Source organism: Vibrio sp. OPT41 (genome assembly GCF_015163595.1).
Taxonomy (GTDB): Bacteria; Pseudomonadota; Gammaproteobacteria; order Enterobacterales; family Vibrionaceae; genus Vibrio; species Vibrio alginolyticus.
Genome location: NZ_JADDYH010000009.1, coordinates 132883 through 159597, shown reverse-complemented (window position 1 = coordinate 159597; position 26715 = coordinate 132883). Strand labels below are relative to the sequence as shown.

Annotated in this window: 27 protein-coding genes; 14 read left to right on the top strand and 13 right to left on the bottom strand. The window is 43.4% G+C overall.

Going from position 1 to position 26715, the window contains the following annotated elements; translation table 11 throughout:
* The first annotated feature begins 87 nt into the window (after positions 1-87).
* The 3 genes from IQP38_RS01380 (at position 88) to IQP38_RS01370 (ending at position 2016) form a co-directional block, all read left to right on the top strand.
* Positions 88-915 (top strand): AraC family transcriptional regulator, encoded by an 828-nt coding sequence (locus tag IQP38_RS01380; protein ID WP_193837218.1) that lies wholly within the window; start codon positions 88-90, stop codon positions 913-915.
* Between the two features lie 79 nt (positions 916-994).
* A complete protein-coding gene (locus IQP38_RS01375) occupies positions 995-1705 on the top strand; it encodes an AzlC family ABC transporter permease (protein ID WP_193837217.1) in 711 nt (236 codons plus the stop codon).
* Positions 1705-2016, top strand: coding sequence for an AzlD domain-containing protein (locus tag IQP38_RS01370; RefSeq protein ID WP_005385193.1), 312 nt, complete (start codon positions 1705-1707; stop codon positions 2014-2016). Before IQP38_RS01375 ends, IQP38_RS01370 begins: the two co-directional genes overlap by 1 nt.
* Here the strand turns inward: IQP38_RS01370 and IQP38_RS01365 are convergent.
* A complete protein-coding gene (locus tag IQP38_RS01365; RefSeq protein WP_017635857.1) occupies positions 2013-2627 on the bottom strand; it encodes a fumarylacetoacetate hydrolase family protein in 615 nt (204 codons plus the stop codon). The genes IQP38_RS01370 and IQP38_RS01365 overlap by 4 nt on opposite strands.
* 221 nt (positions 2628-2848) lie before the next feature.
* Positions 2849-3907 (bottom strand): porin, encoded by a 1059-nt coding sequence (locus tag IQP38_RS01360; protein ID WP_017821605.1) that lies wholly within the window; start codon positions 3905-3907, stop codon positions 2849-2851.
* Positions 3908-4516: 609 nt separating this feature from the next.
* On the opposite strand from IQP38_RS01360, the gene IQP38_RS01355 reads away from it, so the two are divergent.
* From IQP38_RS01355 to IQP38_RS01345, 3 genes are all read left to right on the top strand, one after another.
* Positions 4517-5488, top strand: a complete 972-nt coding sequence (locus IQP38_RS01355; RefSeq protein ID WP_005375535.1) for a porin — start codon at positions 4517-4519, stop codon at positions 5486-5488.
* A 464-nt stretch (positions 5489-5952) separates the two neighbouring features.
* Positions 5953-6810: a DMT family transporter gene (locus tag IQP38_RS01350; protein ID WP_005375542.1), complete on the top strand. Its 858-nt coding sequence runs from the start codon at positions 5953-5955 to the stop codon at positions 6808-6810.
* A gap of 43 nt (positions 6811-6853) precedes the next feature.
* Positions 6854-7468: a glutaredoxin domain-containing protein gene (locus IQP38_RS01345; protein ID WP_158159393.1), complete on the top strand. Its 615-nt coding sequence runs from the start codon at positions 6854-6856 to the stop codon at positions 7466-7468.
* Positions 7469-7595: 127 nt separating this feature from the next.
* Here IQP38_RS01345 and IQP38_RS26880 read toward each other — a convergent pair whose 3' ends face one another.
* The 3 genes from IQP38_RS26880 to IQP38_RS01335 form a co-directional block, all read right to left on the bottom strand.
* A complete protein-coding gene (locus tag IQP38_RS26880) occupies positions 7596-7730 on the bottom strand; it encodes a hypothetical protein (protein WP_017635854.1) in 135 nt (44 codons plus the stop codon).
* Positions 7731-7863: 133 nt separating this feature from the next.
* Positions 7864-8211 carry a hypothetical protein gene (locus IQP38_RS01340; RefSeq protein ID WP_005375501.1) on the bottom strand — a complete coding sequence of 116 codons (348 nt, stop codon included), beginning with the start codon at positions 8209-8211 and terminating at the stop codon, positions 7864-7866.
* A 176-nt stretch (positions 8212-8387) separates the two neighbouring features.
* Positions 8388-9581 (bottom strand): multidrug effflux MFS transporter, encoded by a 1194-nt coding sequence (locus IQP38_RS01335; RefSeq protein ID WP_017821607.1) that lies wholly within the window; start codon positions 9579-9581, stop codon positions 8388-8390.
* 105 nt (positions 9582-9686) lie between these two features.
* Between IQP38_RS01335 and IQP38_RS01330 the strand changes: the two genes are divergently transcribed.
* Together IQP38_RS01330 and IQP38_RS01325 are read left to right on the top strand one after the other, a co-directional pair.
* On the top strand, positions 9687-10574 hold the full coding sequence (locus IQP38_RS01330; RefSeq protein ID WP_193837216.1) for a LysR family transcriptional regulator: 888 nt from the start codon (positions 9687-9689) through the stop codon (positions 10572-10574).
* A 183-nt stretch (positions 10575-10757) separates the two neighbouring features.
* Entirely contained in the window at positions 10758-12578 is a 1821-nt protein-coding gene (locus IQP38_RS01325; protein WP_005375494.1) for a putative bifunctional diguanylate cyclase/phosphodiesterase, read from the top strand.
* Positions 12579-12684: 106 nt separating this feature from the next.
* Here IQP38_RS01325 and IQP38_RS01320 read toward each other — a convergent pair whose 3' ends face one another.
* Positions 12685-13968, bottom strand: a complete 1284-nt coding sequence (locus IQP38_RS01320) for a peptidoglycan DD-metalloendopeptidase family protein (RefSeq protein WP_025768471.1) — start codon at positions 13966-13968, stop codon at positions 12685-12687.
* 124 nt (positions 13969-14092) lie between these two features.
* On the bottom strand, positions 14093-14722 hold the full coding sequence (locus tag IQP38_RS01315; RefSeq protein WP_017635850.1) for a hypothetical protein: 630 nt from the start codon (positions 14720-14722) through the stop codon (positions 14093-14095).
* A 200-nt stretch (positions 14723-14922) separates the two neighbouring features.
* On the opposite strand from IQP38_RS01315, the gene IQP38_RS01310 reads away from it, so the two are divergent.
* From IQP38_RS01310 to IQP38_RS01295, 4 genes are all read left to right on the top strand, one after another.
* Positions 14923-15324: a GFA family protein gene (locus IQP38_RS01310; RefSeq protein ID WP_017635849.1), complete on the top strand. Its 402-nt coding sequence runs from the start codon at positions 14923-14925 to the stop codon at positions 15322-15324.
* Positions 15325-15477: 153 nt separating this feature from the next.
* Positions 15478-16149, top strand: a complete 672-nt coding sequence (locus IQP38_RS01305) for a YoaK family protein (RefSeq protein WP_005375484.1) — start codon at positions 15478-15480, stop codon at positions 16147-16149.
* Between the two features lie 455 nt (positions 16150-16604).
* Positions 16605-17969: a YjiH family protein gene (locus tag IQP38_RS01300; RefSeq protein ID WP_017635848.1), complete on the top strand. Its 1365-nt coding sequence runs from the start codon at positions 16605-16607 to the stop codon at positions 17967-17969.
* Between the two features lie 436 nt (positions 17970-18405).
* Positions 18406-20277 (top strand): methyl-accepting chemotaxis protein, encoded by a 1872-nt coding sequence (locus IQP38_RS01295; RefSeq protein WP_193837215.1) that lies wholly within the window; start codon positions 18406-18408, stop codon positions 20275-20277.
* 144 nt (positions 20278-20421) lie between these two features.
* On the opposite strand, the gene IQP38_RS26140 is transcribed toward IQP38_RS01295, so the two are convergent.
* The 3 genes from IQP38_RS26140 to IQP38_RS01280 all read right to left on the bottom strand — a co-directional run bounded on the left by IQP38_RS26140 (position 20422) and on the right by IQP38_RS01280 (position 23194).
* Positions 20422-20769 (bottom strand): hypothetical protein, encoded by a 348-nt coding sequence (locus tag IQP38_RS26140; protein WP_081586755.1) that lies wholly within the window; start codon positions 20767-20769, stop codon positions 20422-20424.
* Positions 20770-21001: 232 nt separating this feature from the next.
* On the bottom strand, positions 21002-22159 hold the full coding sequence (locus IQP38_RS01285) for an amino acid permease (protein ID WP_017635844.1): 1158 nt from the start codon (positions 22157-22159) through the stop codon (positions 21002-21004).
* Between the two features lie 723 nt (positions 22160-22882).
* Positions 22883-23194 (bottom strand): hypothetical protein, encoded by a 312-nt coding sequence (locus tag IQP38_RS01280; RefSeq protein ID WP_005375472.1) that lies wholly within the window; start codon positions 23192-23194, stop codon positions 22883-22885.
* A 141-nt stretch (positions 23195-23335) separates the two neighbouring features.
* Between IQP38_RS01280 and IQP38_RS01275 the strand changes: the two genes are divergently transcribed.
* Positions 23336-23668, top strand: coding sequence for a helix-turn-helix transcriptional regulator (locus IQP38_RS01275; RefSeq protein WP_031780945.1), 333 nt, complete (start codon positions 23336-23338; stop codon positions 23666-23668).
* Positions 23669-23779: 111 nt separating this feature from the next.
* Here the strand turns inward: IQP38_RS01275 and IQP38_RS01270 are convergent, their stop codons facing one another.
* The 3 genes from IQP38_RS01270 to IQP38_RS01260 all read right to left on the bottom strand — a co-directional run bounded on the left by IQP38_RS01270 (position 23780) and on the right by IQP38_RS01260 (position 25692).
* Positions 23780-24160, bottom strand: a complete 381-nt coding sequence (locus tag IQP38_RS01270) for a hypothetical protein (RefSeq protein WP_005375467.1) — start codon at positions 24158-24160, stop codon at positions 23780-23782.
* 167 nt (positions 24161-24327) lie between these two features.
* Positions 24328-24714: a GlcG/HbpS family heme-binding protein gene (locus IQP38_RS01265; protein ID WP_054577104.1), complete on the bottom strand. Its 387-nt coding sequence runs from the start codon at positions 24712-24714 to the stop codon at positions 24328-24330.
* 9 nt (positions 24715-24723) lie between these two features.
* On the bottom strand, positions 24724-25692 hold the full coding sequence (locus IQP38_RS01260) for an aldo/keto reductase (protein ID WP_193837214.1): 969 nt from the start codon (positions 25690-25692) through the stop codon (positions 24724-24726).
* A 141-nt stretch (positions 25693-25833) separates the two neighbouring features.
* Here IQP38_RS01260 and IQP38_RS01255 point away from each other — a divergent pair, with 141 nt between their 5' ends.
* Positions 25834-26709 (top strand): LysR family transcriptional regulator, encoded by an 876-nt coding sequence (locus tag IQP38_RS01255; RefSeq protein WP_193837213.1) that lies wholly within the window; start codon positions 25834-25836, stop codon positions 26707-26709.
* Positions 26710-26715 lie beyond the last annotated feature (6 nt).

Sequence of the window (26715 nt, the reverse complement as noted above, 5' to 3'; positions counted from 1 at the left end):
CAAAATCGAATAGCAATTTTGTACAAAAATAAGCACGATGGATCCGTTACACTTCTAAAATGATTTTCTTGAGCAGACCGGATAAAGATGAAAGAAAAGAATAAGGAAATCGCTACCTTCAAGATAGCTCAAGAGCTCGGCGGTTTAGAACTTCTCGATGCAAAGTATGAGAAGCAGAATTTTTCACGCCATAGCCACGAAGGTTACACTATTGGTGTCATCGAAAAAGGGGCACAACAATTTTTTAGGACGGGCGGGAATCATATCGCGCCACAGGACAGCATCATCCTTGTTAATGCAGATGAAGTACACAACGGGCATTCAGCCTCGGAAGGCGGCTGGGAATACAAAGCAATGTACCCCGTACCTCAGCAGTTTCAAACTTTAGGACAAGAGCTTGGCTCACCATATGTAGCTCTGCCCTATTTCCCTCAACCTGTGGTTTACGATCCTGAGCTGGCTAGTCAGTTACGATTGGTATTTGAAACACTAGAAAAATCAGACAACCGTTTATTGAGAGAAACTTTGGTTTACGGCACGTTGATCAAGCTAGCCAGTAAACACAGCACTCATCGGGCACCACTGAAAGAGTCAACCAGAGCTCAGCGACAAGTGCAGCTAGTCAGAGAATTTTTGGAAGACTTTCCACAAACGGACGTCTCACTAGAAGAACTCGCGAAACTGTCTGGATTAAGCCCTTTTCATCTGCTGAGAGAGTTTCAAAAGCAATTTGGCTTTCCGCCTCATGCCTATCAAATTCAGCAACGTTTACGTATGGCGAAGAAGCTACTAAAAATGGGACAAAAAATTTCAGACGTGGCACAAGAATGCGGCTTCCATGATCAAAGCCATCTGCATCGACACTTTAAAAAAGCCATGGGCGTCACTCCCGGCCAATACGTCCGTCACAGCTAAAGCAGCAATATTGTACAAGGCGTTATGCGACTACCGAGCTATCTTGGTAATCTGATTTAGGAATAAATAAGAAGAAACTATGGACCACTCTTTGCAGTTACAAAAAGAATCAAAAACCACGCTATTTTGGCAAGGTACACTTGCGATGATGCCTCTGAGTATCGCAGTGCTCCCTTGGGGCTTACTCGCAGGCTCATTCGCAATTGATACTGGGCTTCACCCTTTGGAAGGACAAGCACTATCCGCCATTTTGTTCGCAGGTTCTGCACAGCTCGTCGCGATGGGAATGATTAAAACGGGAGCAGGTCTAGTGACCATGTTACTGACAACGTTTTTTATCACCTCTCGACACTTCCTCTACAGTGTATCGATGCGCAGTAAAATTGCACCGCTCCCTCTAAAATGGCGATTATCACTCGGCTTCTTACTTACTGACGAGCTGTTTGCGATTGTAGGCCACCATTCCGATAAACAATTTAATCGCTGGTATGCACTTGGGGCTGGTCTGAGTTTTTACCTGTTTTGGAATGTCGCGACATTGACGGGCATTATTGCGGGAAGTCTAATCCCTGAACTGAACGAAATGGGTTTGGAATTTGCTGTAGCCGCTACTTTTATCGCGATAGTAGTACCCACCATTAAAAATGCAGCGGTGCTCGCGAGTGTTATTGTGGCTTTGGTGAGCTCAGTTGCCCTAACCTATTATCAAATTGAGGGAAGTTTGATGATTTCGAGCATTTTAGCCATGCTTACTGGTTACTTTGTGGAACAAGTAAAGGAGAAACGCTAATGATCATGTTGGCTATTTTGCTGATGACGGTACTTGTTTTCACCAGCCGCTACTTGTTTTTAGAACCCAAGCTACCATTGCGATTAGGGACGCGCACTCAAAAAGTACTCAATTACGCTAGCCCCGCAGTACTGACTGCGATCTGGGCACCGATCGTTTTCATTCCCGATGGGGAGCTCAGCGTCAATGTGCAAAACCCATTTTTACTGGCTGCCGTACTGGCTGCTTTAATCGCGTATTTTACTAAAAATGTTCTTTTAACGACGGTTATCAGTATGGTGGTATTTCTCGTTCTACGAATTTGGCTTTAATCCGCCAACCACTCAATCTCCAACAAGGTGACATCGCCACACTTTAATCGACCAAGGAAGATGTCACCTTCATGTACCTCACCAACGCCCTTTGGTGTACCAGTCATCACTACATCGCCATCTTGAAGTGTTGTGTAACTGGTTAATTCATCCAGGATAGTTAGCGGCGGATAGAGCATTTGGTTAACGTGACCTTTTTGTACACGAACACAGTTGATTAAGAGCTCAAGGTTAAGATCATTGATATCAATGTTATCCAAAGAGACAAACCGACTAAACACAGCAGAGCCATCAAATGCCTTAGCTCGCTCCCACGGCAACCCCTGATTTTTAAGCGAGGATTGCAAACCACGCTTGGTCAGATCCAATCCCAAACCAACCGCTGAATAACGTCCATCCTTGATCAAAAAGCAGATTTCAGCCTCATAATGAAGGGGCTCTTGATGGAATGAACGCAGAGTTGTTGATACGGAAGTTGCGGGTTTATTAAATACAACCATTTGCTCAGGCATTGCATTATTAAGCTCATGAATGTGTTCAACGTAATTTCGTCCAACACAAAGCACTTTACCCACTTCTACTTTCTTTTCTTCAACTTGAATAACACTCATCATTCTTCCCTGCAAAACAAAAATCCCATCATAATCTAACCTATTGACTTAACGACACTAAATAGCAACCTCTAGTGTAAAAAATAAGACATTCACCCCGTTTTGAGTTTTGTATCATCTAATTGAAACAGCAAAGTATTTGTAAAACAAATAGACAAAAAAGCCAGCACGAGGCTGGCTTTAGATCAATGAGCTTGAATAATAGTTCTCGCTAAACCCTATTATAGGTAGTAACGAGCACCTAACGCCCATTTGTCATCAGTTTCACGACCATTGTCGTCATTTAGGTCAAACTGGTAACCCGCGTAACCAACAAATTTAGGCGTGAAGTTGTATTCTGCTTGTAGTGCCATTTCTTCACGAGCAGTTTCTGTTTTAGAGTTCTTAAACTCTTTACCTTCCACCATCTCATAGTTAACACTCAAGTTTAGGCTGTTCGCCAGAGCGTATGCGATGATCGCCTCGTACGCATCACTTTCTTCTAAACGGTCACCTTTTGCACTGAAGTTCATGTTTTCGTTTGAACCATAAACTGCAGCAAGGAATAGGCCTTGGCCGTACGCACCGTAAGATGCTGATACAACGTGTGATTCCGCCGTGTGCTTACCTGCATATGCAGGGTGCTGGAAATCACCGCCATTGTAAGAGTAACCGATTTTAGCGCCCATGATTGAGTAAGAAAGCGCAGCTTGCACACGGTCATCGTATTTAGCACCGCCAGTTATAACTCCAGCATCGTTGCGCGTGTAATCATCGTTTGCACCCTGCCAACCAAGACCAAAGTTGATCACACCCGCTTCACCCAGCTCGATGGCATTACGGTAAGAAAGCATTTTATCCGCACGGCCAGTGCCAAGGTTTCCATGATCGTCATAGATGAAGTCGTTGGCAAACGCGATTGGCATATCTGCAATACCTGCGACATCGTAGTAAGGTGACCATTGCGTACCACCTACTGCACGACCATAAACCTCATGTGTTATACCTAAGTAACCTAGACGAGTTTTAAACGACTCTTCACCACCGTCTAAGTAGTTTAGCGCCCATTCACCACGTGCGTCTGCGGTGAAGCCATTACCCAAATCCTGTGTCGCAGAGATATTGATACGAGGAGAGTTAGTACCCACATCCGTGTCACCTTGCTCTGATCCATTTAAATTAACAGAAACGTGGCCGCCCATCGAAAATGTTGTGCCATCGTTATTATATAGTTCCACTGCAACTGCTTGAGTACCGAAGGTTGCTGCCGCGATTGCCGCTGCTAATAATTTTTTATTCATTTCTAAATCCATTACTTATTAGTTGGTTAGTCAGTTTTAGACCCGGCTTTGGTTCACTTTCGTAAAAACGAAATGATGAACAAAGAGAGGAATACAAAGGCTATCCGAGGCATCGTTTCCACCAGATTACTTTTACCTTTGTGTAACAACTGCCGACACTTTATTTGATTAGTTCCTGACAACCGAGTGAAAAGATCTCAGACAAAACCTAAAAAGCAATCGTTTACTTAGTCTTTAAGAAATCGAGAAATAAAAACCTTACAATAAGAAATGCTTTAGAGAGAGTTAGCTCACAAATAGCTGATGATTCGCTATTTTTAGGCCAAACTTCCCTGCCAAATTGAAATGTTTACTTACATTTAGGGTCAAGAAGCAATTCAGGAACTTTTTGAAAAAAACACAGTCTTTAACGGAGAGGAAAAAACCTCAAAAAAGATAAACCTTTCTTTTTATAAGTGGTATGAGAAGGGGAACTTATTCTTTCCAGCAATAAAAGTGCAATCAAATCATAACTTAACAGAAATCTATCTTTCATTTTCAGCCTTTACCTTAGCGTCATCAACACATCGGGCAAGAAAGCCCATCGATTACAACTAGGGTAATAAGAAAATGAAAAAGGCAGCACTAACTACTGCAATTCTTACAGCATTGGTATCAGCACCATCATTCGCAGCAACTGTATACAAAAACGACGGTACTGAATTAAAAGTTGGCGGCCGCGTTGAGTTTCGTGGTGACTTCATCGGTTCAGACGGTGCTGAAGTTGAAGGTTCTATGGAAGATAAAAGCCGTGCTCGTCTTAACCTAAAAGGTAAAACAGACATCGGCAACGGCCTTTCTGCTTTCGGTGTTTACGAAGCCGAACAAAAAACGGGCAAGAGTGAATTCAAAAACCGCTACATGTATGCAGGCGTCGACTCTGATATCGGTGCTTTCTCTGTAGGTCGTCAAGACATGGCTGCAGTCATCATCTCTGACATGACGGATATCACTGAATTCTCTGGTGTTCAGCAAGTTATTGATTCGTCTTCTGATAAGCAAGACAGCGTTTTCGCATACCGTGGTGCGTTTGATGCACTACAACTTCAAGCAACCTACCAAGCAAACTCTAGCGATAACGAAGATAAATACGGCATCTCTGGAATGTACTCACTACCAATGGGCCTCGACTTTGGTCTTGCATACTCTGGTGGCGATGTAGATAAAGATAACTCTGAAGATCAAATTCTAGGTGGTATCGCTTACTCGATGGACAACCTTTACCTAGCAGGTACTTATTCTCAAGGTTCCCTGACTGACTCTGAAGACTTTACGGCTTACGAGCTAGTCGCAAGCTACAAAGTAGCTAGCAAAGTGACACTTGCAGCTCTATACACAGCTCAAGAGAATGATCCAGACAACGGTTCAAAGTACGACACCGTTGAAGGTATCGAGCTTGTTGGTTACTACAAACTAAATAGCAACTTCCGTACTTACCTGTCTTACTACATCAACCAACTTGATGAAGCAAAAGATGCAACAACAGGTCTAGTAACAGAAGGCGAAGATACACTGCGCCTAGGCGTACGTTACGATTTCTAATTCACTCTTGTCCTAAGAGCGAGTCCACTTGGCCAGCACCTTTGCTGGCCATTTTTTATGTAACCCAACACAACTCGATAAGTCTTCACACTATCCAAGCCTCGCTCAGCAATGAAAAACGACCGTAACGACGCCTACTTCTGCCCTCTTTTAATGCGATTGATCACTAAGTTAGTGCATTTCATCTAATCGACAACATAGAAAAACCAAAAAACCATTTAAAATCAAATATATAAAAGTTGGCACGTGTTCTGCAATATTATTTATGCAAATGCATGGCAGCGTTTGTGCTTCTCGTTCTTTGTACCTGTTATAACAGGCACGTCCTTTGAATTGGTAATGTCGCCTCCCTCTGGGAGGCATTTTTTTATTGGCGCGAAAAACAATAGGACGTATGATCCCGCCACCTCTATCAAACTGGAATTTTTCAATTGAATCATCATCCTGTTCAAGGTGCGTCCTGGATGCTAACAGCTGGCTTGGCATTCGCCATAGTGAACAGCTTCGCCCAAATTGCTAGCATCAACTTTGGTGTCTCTTCCACCACATTTGCGTTATTCCAATATGCAATCGCCTTGTTTGTTATTCTGCCCTACCTACGTACACTTGGGATTAGGCGTTCTTTAAGAACCCAACACTTTGGCTGGCATGCATTCCGCATTTTTCTCTCTGTTATCGGGATTCAACTTTGGTTATGGGCTCTCGCTTACCCAGTTCCAATTTGGCAAGGCATTGCACTTCTCATGACCTCTCCGTTATTTGCCACAGTTGGTTCTGGCTTGTTACTCAAAGAGAAAGTAGGTACTGCACGCTGGCTCGCTACATTGACGGGGTTTGTTGGTGCCATGATCATTCTTGAGCCTTGGGCAGACTCATTTACATGGGCGACCCTGCTCCCTGTTGGCGCCGCATTTTTCTGGGCAGCGTATTCATTAATGGTTAAAAAAATGTCGGTAAACGATCCGCCTTCAACCATGGTCGTCTATTTGTTACTGCTGATAACGCCATTTAATATCTTGTTAGCGATACCGACGTTTACTATGCCAGATACGTGGACGATATGGGGTGTGCTTTTAGCCGCAGGTGCACTTACAGCACTCGCTCAGTGGGCTATCGTTAAAGCATATGCAGTAGCAGACGCCTCATTTGTGCAACCATTTGATCACGCCAAACTGCCTTTGAATGTTGTTGCTGGTTGGTTGGTGTTTGGTTGGGTGCCACCTGGTCGTTTATGGTTAGGTGCTGCGATTATTATTGCATCTATTGCGTTTATTACGCATTGGGAAGCGAAAAAGACAAAGTTAGTTGAAAGAAAAATCTAATTTAAAAGTTCTATATTTTCAGGAAAGGAAATGAGGAACCCATATGAGTCAACCAATCAAAATTACACTGTATCGCTGGGCTGGTAGTTGGGGCCCATTCAAAGTCAATATTCCTTGTGGTGAATGTACATTAACCAAGGATATTTTAAAGGATACTTTTGAAAACGAACTAGCCGATGTGCCCGTTGAACTTGAAGTAAAAGATTGGTTATCGCACTGGTGGGAACCATTAAAAGCTGGTGCTTGGCATGCACCCATTATTCTTGTCGAAGGGAAAGTTATCAGTCAAGGAGAAGCATTGAATCGGGGTGTGCTTGTACAGTCTGTTATTGCTGAGTGGGTAAAACGCGATGAGCTAAAAGGCAACATTGTTTATGGTAAAGCAACTTGCCCTTACTGTGTCAAAGCCAAACAATTACTTGACGAGGCTGGCGTTCAGTATGAGTACCATGATGTAGTTAAAGACAGCGCCGCCTTATACCGCATGATTCCTGAAGTAAAAGCCATCATTGGCGAAAAAACACCGGTAACAGTGCCGCAAATCTGGTTAGATGGAAAATATATTGGAGGCGCTGACGATTTAGAAAAGTGGTTATCAGCAAAGGGGCTAGATAAAGTGCCTAACAATGTTGTGGAGATACCAAGCCAATCCGCGTAATTCTAGATTTAAATGTCATCAGTCTTTGAGTAGCGTTTTGCCAATGTTGTGCAATATGTTGGCTACTTACTAACAACAAAACAGAGAAAAGCAAAAAGCCCTGATTTTTCAATCAGGGCTTTTTAAATTATTTCGCCAGTTTTTTAATAACACGAGCAAAAACAGAAGCTTTTTTCTTCTTCGCTTTACCGTAAAGCGCTTTGTGCATCGCGTCTTTTGCAATCATCTGGCCAATATAAGCACCACCAAGTTCGTTACCCATGACCTTCTCCTGAATGTATTGACTTAACTATGTTGTAATTTTACACCACAATTAAATAAAAACAAGACTCCAGTCACATTTATTTTGTAATTAACTTTCAGTTTGATTTTCGTGGATTTCTTGAAATGAGCGTCTATCGCTTAGGTTGTTGGTATGTTTTACCCGCTGCGACGTACGTATCTTTCTGTTTGATTTCAAAGAATGTTTCAAAGAACCACGCAGCAAACTTGATCAAGTGATCGCCTTCATTCATGACGTGCTCTACGTATTCTTGCTCTTCTCCGGACTCATCTTCTTGAGTGGTAATATGGTAAATACGTTTCTCACCATCAACTTCTGCAAGGCCAAACTGACCCGTTAGGGATTGCGCCGCTTGTGCAACTTCTTCTTCCTCACACGCCTTCAAGATTTCAAGTGCCTTTGGCATGCTTTCTTGCTGAGTAATTTCTTTTACCAGTGTTTCAAATTCGTTTTGTTGCATTCTTTCACCTAACGATTAGAGATCGGATAGCCATTGGGCAGAAATGTATTCCAAGCTTGAGAGAAGTATCAAGGTTCGCCCTCTTCCTTTCAAACCAAGTCATTCAGTATACACAACAGGCCAGACTTAATTTAGCTGCGCATTTTAGAAAGCCGACCTTCTGGTTGCAAGTATATTCAGATGGAAGTTTCTGCTTGAACCGTCCCTTCTGGCACTTTACGAAATTGGCTTAGTACAAGAACAAAGCAAGAAAGTAACGCAATAAACAAATAAAACACCCCAAGCTGCTGCTGATTCGTAACCCATGAGTCTACTAAGTACCCACCAAACAAACCTGCTAAACACATTTGAATAGAACCAGATAGCGCAGAAACCGCGCCTGCCTGTTGCTTATGTGGGGAAAGTAGCAAACTGATCGATACCGGGAATGACATTCCTTGAGCAAAACTTAAACACGTGAATGCCGTCAGCAATGAAAATACACTGAAGGGGGTAACCAACAACATGAAGCCTGCAACAGCAACAATCGCGAAACTCATCAGCAAGATTTGCTGAGCTTTGTAACGAGCATTGATCAAGTTCAGCACTAAGCTACCCGTCAGCAAACCAACTGATGGTATGATCATCAAAGAGCCGTAATCTGCCGCCGTTAATCCTAACTCTTGTTGCATTAAAAATGGATACAAGGAGAGAGTAACCAGAGCCGATAAATAACTAAGCCAGTTGTAGCTCGCACTACCAATCACTTGTGTATTCGTTAACAGACGCAAATAGTTCGCGCTTACTTCGCCTACTTTAAATTTTCTCTTCGGATAAGGCAGCGTTTCTGGCAGCACCAATAAACCAAGTGTAAAAATTGCCATTAAGTAAATCAGTACAAACACGAAGACAGCATGCCAACTCAGGTGAAAAGCAATCCAGCCACCAAACAGCGGAGCAATAATTGGCATCACTGAAGCAGTGACTGAAATATAAGATAGCGCTTTGGTTAATTGCATACCGTCATAACTATCACGCAGTACTGACCGACCAAGTACCGAAGCGCTGCCCGCTCCTAGGCCTTGCAGTAACCGTCCCGCTTCAAGGGCAACAATGTTGTCCGAAAACGCGATGCAAATAACCGTACCAACTAGATATACACTTTGCCCCAGAATAAACACCGGCCGACGACCAATCGCATCAGACAATGGGCCGTAAAAAAGCTGAGAGATACCGAAGCCAACGAGAAATAGCGTGACGAGATTCTGAATCGAATGTTGCGGCAAATTCAAGTCATGACCAATCAACGGCAAAGAAGGAAGATAAATACTAACGCCAACTTGGCCTGTGGCAATGATCATCATCGCTAATAACAATGGTGTTTTACGCAAACGTTCCTCCTACTTTGTGACAGATTGATGGCAAACAGTGTATATTTGATACTCAAAGATGATAATCAGCTAAGTTGGAAAGGAATTAATTCCCAAGGAGATACAATGGACTGGATTCAAAGCGTGAAGAGTTATATTCGTGTGGTCGAAGAAGGTAGCTTTAATGCAGCAGCGCGGAAACTCAATACCACCAGCTCAGCTATCAGTAAGCGAGTTCAATGGCTAGAAGATAAAATTGGCGTTCAACTACTCAAACGTACGACCCGCTCAATTAGCCAAACTGAAGCTGGTGCGCTGTTTTATCAACGAGCAAAAAGTCAGCTTGATTCATGGCAATCGGTATTAGATGAAACTCGCTCAGTCAACCAATCACCAGCGGGGTTATTGAAAATTGGCGCGACACTGGCGGTTGGTTCTAAGTTTTTGGTGCATTACCTAGATGATTTTCTTGATAAATATCCAGACATCACACTTCAATTAACAACAACGCTACCAGGCCAATTGCCAGAGCTAAGCTTAGACCTGTTTATTAGCCGGGAATTAGAGCAACTGAACTCTCTAAGTTTCAAAGCTACTGCACTTTTCGAACATAAAGCCCAGTTTTACGCCGCGCCTAGTTACCTAAAGAAATATGGCACACCACAATGCGTTGAGGATCTGACAGAGCATAATGTCCTGATTTGGGGAGAAAAACCCTCACGAGAAATCAAAACAAATCGAGGCAAACGTATCAGCTTGTCCGGTAACTTTGCCACGACCAACCCAGAAGCGCTGTTTCATGGTGCCAAAAGAGGCATGGGTATTTTGATGACGAACAACGTCATGATCAAAGATGATCTCAAATCCAGCGCGTTAGTCCCTATCCTGCCCGATATCACAGCGGATAAAGCCACTGTATATGCCTACTATCCAAAGCTGGATTATCAGCATACCCGAACTAAGCTATTCCTCGATTATCTCAAATCACGATTGGAAGAGGAGAAGCGCGCCTAGCTTAGCGTTTTTATCGTTATAGCTTTAAAAGGTTCAAGCATAAAAACATGAAAATAATGATTTGTTCGTTCACAAAATTTGAAAAATCTGCCTTAGTAACCGATAGTTTATTTGATGCATATCAAATAATAATTCGTCGTGTCTTACACGATATGTTAATAACAACGCTAGGTGAAATGCTCAATGGGTCAGGTACAAATCAGTTTCCACAAAATTGATGAGATATTGAAGCTAAACGGCACGGCTCAGCTAAACCGAGTCACGCTAGATATTCATCAACACTTGCAGAGCCATTGCACTTGCGTTGTAGAAGTTGCGCATCTTCAGCATTCGGCTCATACCATCTCCTTCGCCAGCAATGGAAAAATTACAGACAACCTAAGCTACCACCTTTCAGGCACCCCCTGTGAAAAAGTGGCGAAAGACATTGGCGAACATATTTTCTATCAAGACCAGGTATACAAGCGTTTTCCTGAAGATCAGATGTTTCAAGAAGATGGCATTCAAGCTTACATTGGCCTGCCATTGAAGACACAAAATGGCGAAGTTCTGGGAATTTTACTGTCTACCTTTACCCGAAGCATCCACGCGAAAGAAGCGCAAGATATCCTCGACTTCCACCGATTTTATGCCAATGTCATTATTCATAGCTTACGTGAAAAGTGGGTCAGTGAACGTTCAGATAAGCTTCTTAATCAGCTTAGCTATGAGGTATCGCATGATAACCTAACTGGACTGCTCAACCGTAGCTGTTTAGCTGATACCTTGGAGACATTAACGCAGCAGGCGACTCGCCCATTCAGTTTGGCGTATCTTGATATCGATAATTTCAAATCGATCAATGATATCAACGGAAACTATATCGGCGACCAAATCATTAAGTTCACAGCTAACGCCATTCAACAGAGCTTGTCGTCGCCAAACAATGCGTTCCGTGTTGCAGGAGATGAATTCGCCTTCATCACGTACGACGAAGATCCTGTCGCCGTGTGTCAGGAAGTACTCGACAAAATTGAAAGCGGCTACAGCGACAAATCTAACCGGATTTCTTTCACCGTTAGTATTGGGATTGCGCGTGCCCCAGTACATATGTTGAACAGCGATGAGCTGATTTTGAATGCCAGTCTCGCTCTCAAAGATTGTAAAAAACACCGCGATACACGGATTCAGCATTACGACACACACCTCAGTGCTTTATACCACCGTAGGACACAGCTTATTGAGGCAATGCGAATCCAGCTAAGTACTGATATACAAGACAGCGATGAGTTGTATGTAGTGGTTCAACCGATCGTCGATATCACGAGCGACCGCTGGAATTACTTTGAAATTTTGACTCGTTGGAATAGCAATATCTATGGAAATATCTCTCCAGCGGAGTTCATTGAAGCTGCCGAACAATCAGGCCTGATTATCGAGTTAGGTGAACGGATTATTGAACTCGCGTGTATCGCAAAGCAAGAACTCGAAGCGAACCTAGGCTATAAAGTCAAACTCTCCATCAATTGCTCAGCGTATGAGCTGGTTGATTCCAACCGTTATATTAATCACTTAACCAACATGGTTGAAAAGTATCAGCACGAAGCAAAAGACTTTGTTATAGAGCTCACCGAGACCGTCTTACTCTCACAAAGTGGCCGTGAACAGATGGTACTTAACTCGTTGCGATACTTGGGTTTTAAAGTTGCACTGGATGATTTTGGTACGGGATACTCAAGCTTGAACTATATACACAATTATCCGATTGATAGCATCAAAATCGATGCTACCTTTGTGCAGAACATGCTCTCAAATACAACCTCTGAACAAGTAGTGTTTTTGATAGCGCAATTGGCAGAGCTGCTCGATGTGGATTTAATTGCCGAAGGCGTAGAAGACGATAGAGCACTACAAAAGTTAATTGAAATGGGCTGCCACTACATCCAAGGTTATTTTTACTCTCGTCCACACAGTGTTGAAGAAATCGTACACCTGATAAATGAACGTGAAGTGCGGAGTGCCTAACGTACTGAACAGACTGCTGTCATAGAATTCAAATCTAGTTAATGCACAAAGTAAAAGAGACCAAGCTATGCTTAGTCTCTTTTTGTTTTTTGAGCGAAGTACTTTATTACAGCACTGCTTTCTCTTTATCGCGTAATAGTCTATCCATTTCATCTCTGTTCGCGACAAAAGTAGCCATCTCTTTCTTAGGAACAGAACTCGCCATTGGGATATTTGCTCGCATAGCGTTAACTGGACGGCCGTATTCAATCAACTCATAGTGAAGGTGTGGCCCTGTCACTCGACCTGTTTTACCAGAAAGACCGATACGCTGGCCTCGAGAAACCTTTTGCCCTTTCTTCACCAAAATCTTACTTAGGTGTAAGTAACGGGTTTTATATTTGCTGCCGTGCTCAACAACCACGTAGTTACCCGCATAAGGGTGTTTACGAGTCATGATCACTGTACCATCACCAGTAGAAACGACTGGTGTACCGGTTGGTACAGCAAAGTCAGTGCCGTTGTGCGGCGCAACACGCCCCGTTACTGGATGTAAACGATTAGGGTTGAAGCCAGAACTGATACGCCAACGACTACTTACAGGGTAACGCTGGAATGCGCGCTGTAAGCTTTCACCTTTGGCATTGTAGAATTGACCATCAGTATGAAGGTAAGCGGTGATCTCGCGGCCGCGATTATAAATCTTAATCGCCTCAATTTCGTTCTTACCTGTTGGTACACCATTGATGCTTTGTGAGCGACGAACAACTTCAAATCGATCACCTGCACGAAGATCACGTCCAAAGTTAAGTTGTTCTTTGAGTAAGCTTACGACTTGACTCACTTCCGCCGACGTTAAACCTAAACGACTCGCAGAAGAAGAAAAACTGCCTTGAATAACGCCAACTAAAGGTTCTTGGCTCCACACGCCAGGAATGGAAATATCAGTAAAGTCATAGCTACCATCACTATTCAGCTTGTAGACCACTTTATCTGCAATAGAAAATTGCAGTTCCATTTTCGCTAACTCGCCTGTCGCATCATCACGCCAGAAACGGAGCGTATTGCCCGGCTTAAGTGTATCAAGTGCCAAGTAGTTCAAATCCGTTTCCATTACTTTCATTAACGAGCTGTAACCGAAACCGAGCTGACTAAAAATAGTGCTTAGGTTATCACCTGCTTGGATTTGATATTCGAAGTTCGGGGGAGTGACAACTTCGGCAGTTGTCGCATCAAGAATTTTTTCAACGACCTGAGATTCAGGTAGGTTCAATGCGATGGTTTTGGTTAAAGATGACTCTTTGAGAGAGTGAGAAACACCAATCGCAACTAAAACTGGCAAGGAGTATAACAGCAGCGCTCTACGACTTGTCAGATTCGGCAACCGTCTTGTAATTTCATTTGTAGACACGGGAATTACTATCTCCTTTCAAACAAGGCTCATAGCTTATGCATTCCCGAATAAGAAATCACTAGGAAATTTCGAGATCTAGCGCAGAAAATACTGAATTTTTACAGAACTCAAAAAAAATTCATCACTGTTGCATATGTAAGTTATTCCCTACACGCTGTAATGTGGATGAATTGAATTGATTTGGCGTGTCTGCCATTGCTTGATCGTCACCGTGCGCTAAATATGAAAGCGTGATAGTTGTATCACTTTTCCATTCGAGCTGAGTAAATTTCACGCGGTCACCAACAAAAATACTGTCTAAAAGGACAACTCTGCTCGGCACGGGGTCAAACTTGAACAAGCCAACATAGTTAAACGAACCGCTACCTTGTGTCGTTACAATCATCGGTGCAACAACCCATGAAACACCTTCAATCTCACGCTGGCTAATCGACGCAGTTGGAACAAGTACCTGACCTTTCGTCGCACCTGCATCATAGTCACCTATCAAATAGCCGTTTTCTTTATCCCACTCATCAAGAAAAGTGACCGCACCCTGCTCGGGGACTTGGATCGTCCAAGGATTACGTGCAGTGATACCAAGCGTCTCTTGCACAATAACGTTCGTTTCTACTTCTGTTTGAGGAAACTTAGCCATGATCTCGTCATCAGACAAACTAAAACGATAAACACCTGCGATCACAACCACAACCAATAAAACGATTGGAATAAGTAGAATAAGTGGTATCGGCAGGATTTTTTTGTGAGTCATGAAGAGTTCCTTGTTTCAAGGTATAAACGAAAAGCGAGTATACCATTGTATACCCAAATGATTTCACCTCTTCAAGTGTTTCAAAATTAAACTAAACTGATTGTATCCAAATAGTTTCAAGTCCAGAGCTCATAACGAGCTAGTGACACAAGCTCTGTGCTCTAGGTCTATTGGTGTATTGGGACAAATAGGTAATCACGATGACAAAAACCATTCATACATGCGAGTGCGCCTGCGGTTTAGTTGAGATCCGTTGTAAGGGAGAGCCCACCCACACGTCTGTCTGCCATTGCTTCGAATGCCAAAAACGAACTGGCAGTGTTTTTGGGGTACAAGCTCGCTTTGAAAAAGAGCACGTCACTTTAAACGGTGAAGTCACTAGCTATACCCGAATTGGCGATGATGGCAGTGAGGTTCAGTATGACTTTTGTCCATCCTGCGGCACGACAATGAGGTTGTTCGTTTCTGCATACCCGGAAATCATGATCATTCCCGTCGGTCTATTTACCGATAAAGAGTTCCACCAACCTACCGTTTCAGTCTATGAACAAATGAAACACGGGTGGGTGAGTTTCGAATGCACAACGGAACACATCTGCTAGCGAGCAATCCGCGTTCACGTATTTACTTTGGCTCGGACAAACGACCTATAAGTGAGATTTTTTTGAGAATGATCAATCGAGTTTTACTGTAAAGGGTTTCGTAACTCGGTGTGAGCGTTATAATCGGCTCCTAATATTTGGTTGGGGTTTATTGTGATTTCCAGACTTCCTCGTTGGGTGGAATATGGCGCGTTTCTACTAGCTCTTCTCGCGGGCTGCGTCAACGCCGTTGGTCTTCTCGGCTTTCAACACCAAGCGATAACTCATCTTTCGGGAACCGTAACTCAGCTAGGGAACAGCTTGCTAACAGGTGTGGATAGCTCCATTCACCTGCTCTTCATCGTATTTAGCTTTTTGATTGGCGCTGCCTTTAGCGGCTTTTTTATTGAAAGCAGTGCGTTAAAACTAGGGCGAAGATATGGTGTTGCACTGTGCATAGAAGGGAGCTTGCTCTTACTCAGCTTGGGCTTTTTGGTGCAAGGGGATTTGTACGGCCAATATCTAGCATCAGCAGCATGTGGATTACAAAACGCAATGATCACCACGTTTAGCGGCGCAGTAGTCAGAACCACACATATGACCGGAATCATCACCGATCTAGGGATTATGATTGGAGAGAGCTTGAGAGGTCGTCAATTTGACCGACGTAAAGCAAAATTATTCCTATTCATTTTCTTTGGCTTTTTGTTTGGCGGCGTCGCGGGAGCGGCTCTATTTACGGTATATGGTTTATATACGCTGGTTTTCCCAGCAATATTGGCTTTTTCTACAGCTCTGATTTACTGGAGTTACCTATACATACTTAGCCGTCAACAAAAAGCATAAAATTTCGATCCGATTGAAGCGACATGCTTCAATCGGATTTGGCTCAATAGGTTCACACTGCAACGGTACAAGAAACGCTGAACGGTATTTTGACACCACTAAAAACCTTAGAATAGATAAGGCTAACTGAATTTCTGGCAAAGAAGTTAGTTAGATCAAAATCACATTTGTTTACCATTTTATTATTCCAGTCACAATGCGCCCCATAATTCACTGCGCAATTCGCCCCTCGTGCTACAATTTTCTAACACAAGCAACATATTCGCATACACTTAGACGTTATTTGACCAATTACCCGACAAATCGGCTGAATAACTAGATGTATTTAATGAATAGTATTGCAATGGATGCAGTTTGCGGGTACCCTCCGCAAAACTGTGATTAAATACGGATGTTTAGTGAATATTTATGTCATGGAAATGGCAAGTATTGACTAGTAGTAACACGAGACAACTATGCATAACACCACTAATGCTACTGAAGCTCCTAAGGGCAACTTTTGGATGTTTTTCATCCCTTCCCTAATTGGTCTTCTACTCTTTATGGCTCCGATCTCTTACGATGGTGGCCTAACCATTCCCGTTGCCGTGATGGCAAAAGTCATCCCAGCGGTGTTAGGCGATACCTTGATTGCTATCGTCACCAGTATCATCGCTTTCATGGCCGTTGCTTCTGTTCTTTGCAAAATTTTTAAGCCAGCTGCAATTTTACGTAATGGTTTTTTAAACGGTCTCTTCAACCCATCTCCACTTTGGCTCGTTGTTCGTTTAATCGGCGGCGCTGCCGTGTTAATGACGTTTTTCCAAGTGGGTCCAAAAGCAATTTGGGAAGAAAACACTGGCGGGCTTGTTCTTACTGGTCTCCTACCTACTCTGTTTGCCGTTTTCATTTTCGCGGGTTTACTGCTTCCGCTTCTTTTGAACTTCGGTCTTCTGGAGCTATTTGGTGCGTTACTCAGTAAAATAATGCGTCCGGTATTCAACCTACCTGGCCGCAGTGCAATTGACTGTATGGCATCTTGGTTAGGCGACGGAAGTGTTGGTATCTTGCTAACCAGCAAGCAATACGAAAATAAGTTCTATACTCAGCGTGAAGCGGCTGTTGTCGGGACCACTTTCTCAGCAGTATCGATCACGTTTAGCCTAGTTGTTATCGCTCAGGTAAAACTAGAGCACTTATTTTTGCCTTTCTACGGCGCTATCTGTCTAGCTGGTATCGTAGCTGCGATTATCATTCCTCGCCTGCCTCCGCTTAGTCTGAAGAAAGATCGCTACATTGACGGCAGCAACCCAGATAAAGACGCAGATGCAGTGCCAGAAGGCCACACCACATTCTCTTGGGGTATGGATCTAGCTCTTAAGCGTGCTGGTCAAGTCACATCGGTTCAGTCTGTATTTAAAGAAGGCGTACACAACGCAGTCGACATGGTATTTGGCGTATTACCTGTAGTGATGGGTCTTGGTACCGTTGCATTGGTGATTGCAGAATACACGCCTGTATTTGCAATTCTGGGTCAACCGTTTATCCCATACCTAGAGCTACTGCAAGTCCCTGAAGCTGTTGCAGCATCACAGACAATCGTTGTTGGCTTTGCGGATATGTTTATTCCAGCAATTTTAGCGGCCTCAATCGATAACGAAATGACACGTTTTGTTATTGCGGCAATGTCAGTAACTCAGCTTATCTACATGTCGGAAGTAGGTGCCCTACTGTTAGGCAGCAAAATTCCAGTAAACATTGTAGAGCTCTTCGTAATCTTCATTTTACGTACGTTAATCACATTACCTGTGATTGCTGGCGTTGCTCATCTTATTTTCTAAAATCGAGACGTCAATAAACAAAGGCTCCGCATCGTCGGGGCCTTTTTTATACCTAAAACTCCGTCCACATTAGACTTTTAGTAAAAAGCTCATAATTTACAAAGACAAAACTTCAACAAAACACCTGTCAGCACCAACAAAATTTTCATCACCTCACCTGTAAAGCCAGTTGATGCCACTGTTTGTTAAGCAATTCTTTTCATTATGACGATTTCATTAATTGAGCTCGCAAACATGATCACACTCACAAGTTTTAACGTAAATTGTCGGTTTGTTTAAATTTGGTTAAAAAAGACGACAAATGAGTTCATGTTTTTGACAAAGATGTCGATAAAAATATAACCAAACACAATAGGTTTCTCTTTATGCCCAATTCGCTCGGTTTAAAAGAGGCGAAAGCAAAGTGGAACCAACCGGGAGAATCAGAGGAAAGCTCATGAAATTCAGACATAAGGTTGTCACAGCCTCTTCATTTTTGCTGCTAATTACCGTGTCGTTATTGTCGACACAACAAGTTATGACCATCCGCTCCCAAACTCAGGAGCAAATCGACTCAAGTGTAAACGAGATATTGACCAGTGTTGGTAACACTGTGCACTCAGAAATGAATGCAAAGAAGGATCTCGCTCGCTCCATTACTGAAGTGATTGAGCTTGACCCCAGTTCACATAGCTATGTTCAAAACATACTTGAAAGACCCACGCCAAAAAGCAGCTTCCTTGCCATCGGTTTTGGTTATGAAAGTAATGGCTTTGTGATTGAAAATGACGACGGCTGGGATGCGGGCCCAGACTACGACCCACGTCAGCGTCCTTGGTTTATTGCAGCTAAGAGCAAAGGCGATTTGGTCGTAACCGATCCGTACGTCGATGCGTCTTCGAAAAACGTTATCATCTCTGTTGGTACGCCAGTAAAAGAAAATGGCCAGTTTTTAGCCGGTATGTTTTATGACCTCGAATTAACTACCCTTTCTGATCTCGTCAACCAAGTGAATCTGTTTGATGCTGGTTACTTATTTTTGGTCACCGCTGATGGCACAACCATTGCTCACCCTCAAAGTAAGTATAACGGCGAGAAGGTCGGTAGCTACCTCCCGCAAATCGAACTTACGCAATCAGCACAACATGTTGAGATTGATGGCAACCGCTACATGGTTAACCTGACTCACATTCCTGGCGAGAACTGGTACGTAGGTTCGGTGATCGATGAAGCTGTTGCCTATTCTGCCGTAGGAGAGCTTCGTAACAACGCTATTATTTATTCAATCATTGCCGTGATTGCATCTATTATCGCCCTAACTCTGTTGATTCGCACTCTCATGCGTCCTTTGGACACGCTAAACAATGCGATTAAAGATGTAGCATCAGGGAAAGGCGACCTTACACAACGCCTCGAAACAGATACTGACCAAGAGTTTTCTGAGCTTGCCACAAACTTCAATACGTTCATGGAGAACTTACAACAGCAAATCATTGAGTCGAAACGTATTTCTGATCAAATTTTAAACGGAACTCAAATCACCGCTGAGGGCGCAAAAGACTCGGCAAGCGCAATTCACACTCAGCTGCAAGAGCTAGAACAACTTGCTACCGCGATGCATGAGATGTCTGTCACCGCGACAGAGGTTGCTAATAATGCGCAAGGTGCGGCAAGTGCAGCCAAAGAAGCCGACCAAGCAACGGTTGAGGGTTCTTCTATCGTTGGTGAATCGACACAAACGATAAACATGCTTTCCGATAGCATTGACCTTGCAGTCGAAGAAGTACAAGTGTTGGAATCTGCTACCGCCAATATCGAAACGATTCTAAAAGTCATCAACGATATTGCGGACCAAACGAACTTACTCGCGTTGAATGCCGCAATCGAGGCTGCACGTGCGGGAGAATCTGGCCGAGGCTTCGCCGTTGTTGCAGATGAAGTACGTACACTGGCACAACGTACTCAAGAGTCGACAACAGAGATTCGTACTATGATTGAGCAACTACAATCTGGCGCTTCATCTGTGGCAAATGCCATGCATCAAAGCAAAGGTAGTGCTATAGAGGCCGTTGAAAAAGCGGGTTTAGCAAATAGTGCGTTACAACGCATTCGTGATGCGATTCAGCGTATTTCCGATATGAACTTGCAAATTGCCTCAGCAGCGGAAGAGCAAAGCCTCGTCGCTGAAGAGATCAACAACAATACGGTGAATATTAAAGACCTATCGACTCAAGTCGCCGAATCGGCAAATCGAACCAACGACGCGATGCAGGCGCAACAAGAAGATGTACATAAACAAGATCAAATCTTAAATAGATTTACTGTCTAACACTCATTTAAGCAAAAACAGCGAGCACCGGCTCGCTGTTTTTGTTTTTAACCCTCTACCCTAGTATTGGTCGATGTTACATGTGCCATGTTGGTGCTATTAAGCTCAACATTACAAGAACGCCGACTATGTGTCCTTTCAAGTTTAATTGAGCTCGACATGGATATAGCGATCATTAGAACGACGATAATAGCGGTCGTCCACTTTTAGATAAGTGAAATCTCCAATCTTTATGTAGGTACTATTCCGAGGAATTCGGTCATGGTAATAGTAACTGCGCCTTGGTCGTCGGGTCTCCACATAAATAACGTCACGATGTTTGTGTTTATGCTTGTGCTTGCGCTTGTGTTTATGATGGTGGTGATGCGCATGATGGTGATCGTACCCGTACCGATGTCCATGCTTATGCTTCGGGTCAGCCACCGCTTCTGTACTCAACACACCTAAAGACAAAATAACGCCAACCATGGCAAAAGATAATTGCTTTGACACAACAGAGCCTCTTATTCATATCAACATTGATATAATAGGAGGGTGAATCACTGTACATGTCAGCCTTTCGCTAAGGAGTTTTACTAAAAAGTCAGCGCTAACCGTGATTATCAGAGAAACGTCAAACATCACAAATGCTGATGACTTTGAGTGGCCTGGGTTCGGCTATGAATACAAAAAAGCCGCCCGTTTGAATACGAGCGGCTCAGTTTTTAAATAAGATAGCGTGGTTTTATACTGCTTGGGCAAACAGCAAGAAACAGCCGAATAGGAAGATCAAGCTCATTCCCATTGCGCCGCCACCAGCTTCATAAATATTGTCATCTTCTACCGGCACTCGGCGCACTTTCATGGTCATTGATAATGGGACAAAGACCGCGAGAAACACAAGAATAATCCCCGCGTAGCTGAGAATAGCTAGGAAGTGTTCTGGCGCAAATACAGCACCTAATAGTGGTAGCACAAAAGTAGTAACAAAAATCACTGGCTTACTTGCTTTCAGTAGGTCTGCATTTTGATCGTATAGCGCCATTGCAACACCTAAGAACGACGTTAGTAGTGCCAAACCAGTAAACATGGATAGGATGAACTCTAAGCCCTCGTATTGCTGACCTAGTACCGAGATCAACTCTGTTACGTTGGAGTATTGAACAAGCTCATGAGGTGGTAGATTGCCGACAACCGCTAACAACCATAATAGGTAACAAACAAGCGGAATAGTTGAGCCCACGATAATCATATTACGCAGCTGTGTTTTACTCGCTTCTTTGTTGTAAGTTACAAGCGATGGGATCACGACCATAAAACCGAAACTGGTGAAAAGCACCGAACTGGTTTTGATAAGTGCCATTTTATCGTCGCTCACAACCTCATCAAGTCCTTCAAACGAGACGCTTGGTGCAAGCGCAAAAAGTGTCAGGATCAGCGCTACGATCATGCCTAGGAACAAACCGCGATTCAGTTTATCTACTACCCCTGTACCTGCCGAAACAATGATACCAACTAAAAGAGTAAAACCGACTTGGCTTGAGATCGTAGATGTTGGAAGCCCAAATGAGGCTGTTACTTTTTGTACGAGATCACCCGCACCAATGATGTAAGCCATTAATAGACAAACTAACAGGGCGTAAAGCAAGCTGTTGGTTACCAACTGGCCTCCTTTACCAAGCGTTTCGCGAGCAATTGCATTCATGCTCACACCACCACCTACTTTACAACTGGCTTCAAGAAGGAGCAGCGCAGCATAAGTCGTTCCAGCCCAGATGAACAACATAAGAAGAGTGCCCCAAAGGAGGCCAAATTGAGCAAGCACCATTGGTATAGCAAGCATACCAGCGCCAAGAGCAGTACCTGCAACGATCAGGGAGCTACCGACAAGTTTTAGGTTCACGGTTAATACCTCTAAATTCAATCCGTTAATTTCTCACCAGTTGTGCTTTATCTAAAGCACACAACAAAACGCTCCGACTTAGTCAAAATTTAGTTACAAGAGCACTATGTTACAAGAGCCCTGTATGGCTAAGAAAACACGCAACAAAAGGTGGTTAATCATTTGCACATGAACACTTGAGAGTCGTTTTTGGCGATGTCATCGTTGATGAAATGTGCGCAACTTTGGGTTCGAAGCAAAATTGTTCATCTTAATTCATCAACCCCATTCGTTATGAATGGATTTGGTTCGAAAAGATTGTAAGGCATAAGCAGGACGATTGAAAAGCAAAAGGTCAATCTTATAGCGATATATTTTAACAACTCTTATCTTTTACCTAAGATGTGTTGTTTTTTTCGTCACTAATTAGTCTTTTATCGCTTAAAGAGAAGGAAGAACGTGCTCAATGGCTCAATTTGGCTGGGTGTACAGATTAATTTACAGTTTAAGTGAAGGTGTTAGATTCCAAGGACGTAGCCTAGATCGGACAATATCGCTATTATTCGCTGCGTACCGACACTGTTCGGTTCACATACCTCTAAACACTGATTTACGGTTCGAAAATATAGGTAAATGAGTGTCCGAATGCTGGGTGTGGTTCCCCAGCATTTGCATCCTTTCTTTTAGATGTCATCAATTGATCGAAATTGCATAAATCTTGTATCGCCCGACTTTACGACTGTGTTAATACGCTTTATCTAGCGCGCCAATGATATAAGTTAACACTGGAATACCCATATCGGCGACCTGCTTCTCAGTCTCACTCATATTTTCATGCGCCATCCGCAGCTCTACTTCACTTATCGATTCTTTGTGAAGGTAAAGCTCTTTGTAGTTCATCAATCGCTGTTGTGACTGTTGAATCAGTGTCACAACATTCTCTTTAGTCTCACGATGTTGCTGATCAATTTCACTAAATAAATGATCTAAAATGCGTTGCATTTTGCGAATAGAAGCTTTCGTTTCTATTGATTTGTATGATTGATACTTTTCCATTGAGTTAATAACTGACTAAAATATTTACGTTTTTATAAGACAGTTATTTTTATACTGATTGCAAAGCAGGTAAATATGTGGTGGTTAAACTGGTCCACTTCTTGCTCCGTTTAGGTCAAAACTGTCCTTTCAGGAGAGCACATGCAGGTAGACCCTATAATTCAAGCACTGATCGCAAGACGAAAATCGAATGGCCTCTCCCGTGAGCAAATGGCAAACATCGCTGGAATGAGCGTAAAAACATATCAAAGGATCGAGCGCGGAGAGTCCGATCTTAAACTCTCACAATATCGTGCCATATTGCGTTCGCTTCATTTGACTGACCTAGATATTGCTTTAGATGTACGTGATGTTCAGCATGTCACAGCAAATGACCTAACGGCCGTGGCGCGATTGCTCTCACCGGAAGCTCAGTCCCTGCTCGTTCGTCTATTATCGTTAGTCCTTGAACAAAAGAACAAGAAAGGTGATTAACGACATTGCTCATACCCAAACGATGAATGCCCTGTTGAGCGTTGAAACATGAATCGTTTAGACAAAAATAAAACTCGTCAAATGACGAGTTTTATTCTTTATATCAGTCCGTTACTCTAGGCTTTTCAATTCCGATGTATCAACGCCTTTTATTGCATCTTTCGCCACTTTATCAGGATCAAAGACATCACGTTCTTCATATGAATTATCAATCATGCCTTGTCCTATCGCGGTCGCCTGCTTTTGTAACTTGTTACCCTCTACCTCACCAGCATCCCAGCCTTGTCGATAATCTGAGTCGGTTTGATACCTTGTTTCGTCCTTAATATAGTGTTCAAAATCATTCCCTGCCTCTTGCATACCACTATGCCGACCGTCATGAAAGCCTTGGATATAAGCTTCATCATAACCGCTCTCTTTTAACGCGCTGTCACTCGTACCACAGCCTGAGAGGAGAACAAAAAATAGCGAAACGAATACCTTATGAAACATATTTACGCCTCAAAGCTTTCAAATAAATTAATCATAGTTCGCGATTTCAACTTCTGCTTACTTCAGGCTACTAGATAGCATTGTGACTCGACGAAGCCTGTGAACTTGAGTCCCTACAGTGAGTACAAAGCTGGACAAAACATCACACCTACTGATAAACATTATACTCAACGCGCGTTTAATACTTCCATCGCAAGTGCTTCATCATCTTGCTCAGCCAAACCACTGATACCAATTGCACCGACGATTTTCCCCTCTTGTTCTATGGGCACACCACCCATAAAGCCTGTGATCTTCGGGTCAGTCCAATAACTCAACTGCTTACCCGTCTCACGAGCCCAAGCGCCCAGATTGCCGCTAGGTTGGCGGTCTCTAGCCGAGGTGTAAGCTTTGTTCTGTGCCAACAAACCTGCTTGTACGCTCACATCATCCATTCGGGCAAAACCGAGCAATTCACCATGCGTATCAACCACGGCAATCGCAATGTTTTGCTTGCGAACAGCAGCAATTTCCAATGCCGTTTGAATCAGAGTTTGAACTTGTACGTATTTCATTTTTCTCTCCTAAGGGATCTCATGACCAAGGGTTTTCTCGAACAATCCATACCAATGGCTGCGTGATAGCGTGACGTTCTCTACTTGAGCACAAGCGCGAATACGCTGTGGGTTTGCAGTACCAATAACAGGTTGAATTTGGTTTGGGTGACGCGTTAGGAAGGCTAAAACAATCGCCTCAGACGACACACCATATTCAGCTGCTAGCGCCATTACCATCTCCGCCGTCTGTCTGGTGTTGTGATCATCAGAATGTAAACCACGCTCTGAGAATCTTCCCTGCGCCATACTGCCCCACGCTTGCAGTTGGATATTGTGCTTACGGGCATGTTCCCGTATTCCTGCAACGTAGTCAGATGCAGACGAAGGAAGCCCCATGCCTTGCTTGATGAAGTCAGACTTAGCCAGACTCATTTCCAACTGGTTCGCCACAACAACTTCGCCCGTTGATTGTTGAAGAAGATCAATTTGAGCACTGTTCATGTTAGAAACACCGAAGTGGTTAACTTTGCCAGCTTGTTTCAGGGCTTTTAGCGTTGTGCCCAGTTCTTCAAATTCAACCAAAGGATCAGGACGATGCAGCATCAAAACATCAAGATTTTCCACGCCAAGGCGTTCAAGAATGCCCTCAACAGAAGCCGTCACCCATTTGGCAGAGAAGTCATACTGCTTAACACCTTGCTCATCTCCTAGACGGATGCCGCACTTTGATTGCAGATACATTCGTTCTCGTAAGGTTGAGTCATTGGCTAAGATGCGCCCAAACACTTCTTCAGCCTTACCGAATTTGTAGATATCCGCATGATCAAAGAGATTGATGCCAACCTCTAATGCTGCCTCTACAGCGGCATAAGCTTGGTTTTCATCTTGGGCGGTTAATGGGTTGCGATTCCACTCCCCTCCAAGTCCCATACAGCCGAAGACCAAGCGGCTAACGTTAGGTAAGGTTTTGGCGAGCGGTAGTGTTGGATTGTTCATCGTTATTCTCACTTTTCCGATTTCTGCGTTTTCAATTTCTTAAGTTAACTCGAACCATCTTACCGTTCGTAAAAATTAGTTTAATACCGTAAAATCGAATTCATTATCCTCGCTACCGAACAATTAAAGCGAACAATAAAGATGGCAGATTATAAGAGAATCGAAAAACTGATGCTGTTTGCTGAAGTGGCTCAAACACTCAATTTTTCTAGAGCTGCGGAGCAACTTGGCATTTCTAAAAGTTACCTGTCGGAACAAATCAAGCGCTTAGAATCGGAACTCGCCACGCCTTTGATTGTTCGAACTACACGCAGCGTGAGACTAACAGCAGAAGGTGAATCGATCTTTGCACAAGCGGAAGATCTCAAACGCCGCGTAATGGAAATGGAAAAGAGTTTAAGTCAGCAATCTGAGCAAGTAGACGGTCTGATTCGGCTTACTGCTCCCAAGATGTTTGCCGAAGCGGTGCTGCATGATTTGTGTGTGGCGTTTCGCTGTTTACATCCAAACGTAGAGTTCGAGATTCTTTCTAGCTATCAAGCGTTTAATCTGACGGAAACCAGCGTCGACTTTGCGTTTCGAGCAACAAGAACGCCGCCCGAGAATATGATTGCGCATCACCTGCTGGACTACCACCACTGGCTGGTTGCCTCACCTCTATATCTGCAAGAAGAAGGTACGCCAGAGACGTTAGCGGATTTAAAACAGCATCAATGCTTAACCACGTTGCATCAAAAAGAATGGCCTTTAAAAACGGGAACAGTTCAAACCCAAGGCTGGCTTTCAAGCAATGAAAACCGCTTACTCAAAGAATCAGCCCTGTCTGGCAATGGCATTGCTCGGTTAGCAAGTTACTTTGTCGAACAAGACGTTGAACATGGTCGTCTAATGCAGGTTTTATCGGAAGAAACCGACCACCAGCACAACGCGGTTTACTTGGTGTACCCACAACTTATCTATCAATCGGCGAAAACCAGAGCCTTCATTGAATTCGTGAAGCAGCACTTTGCTAAATAACTAAGG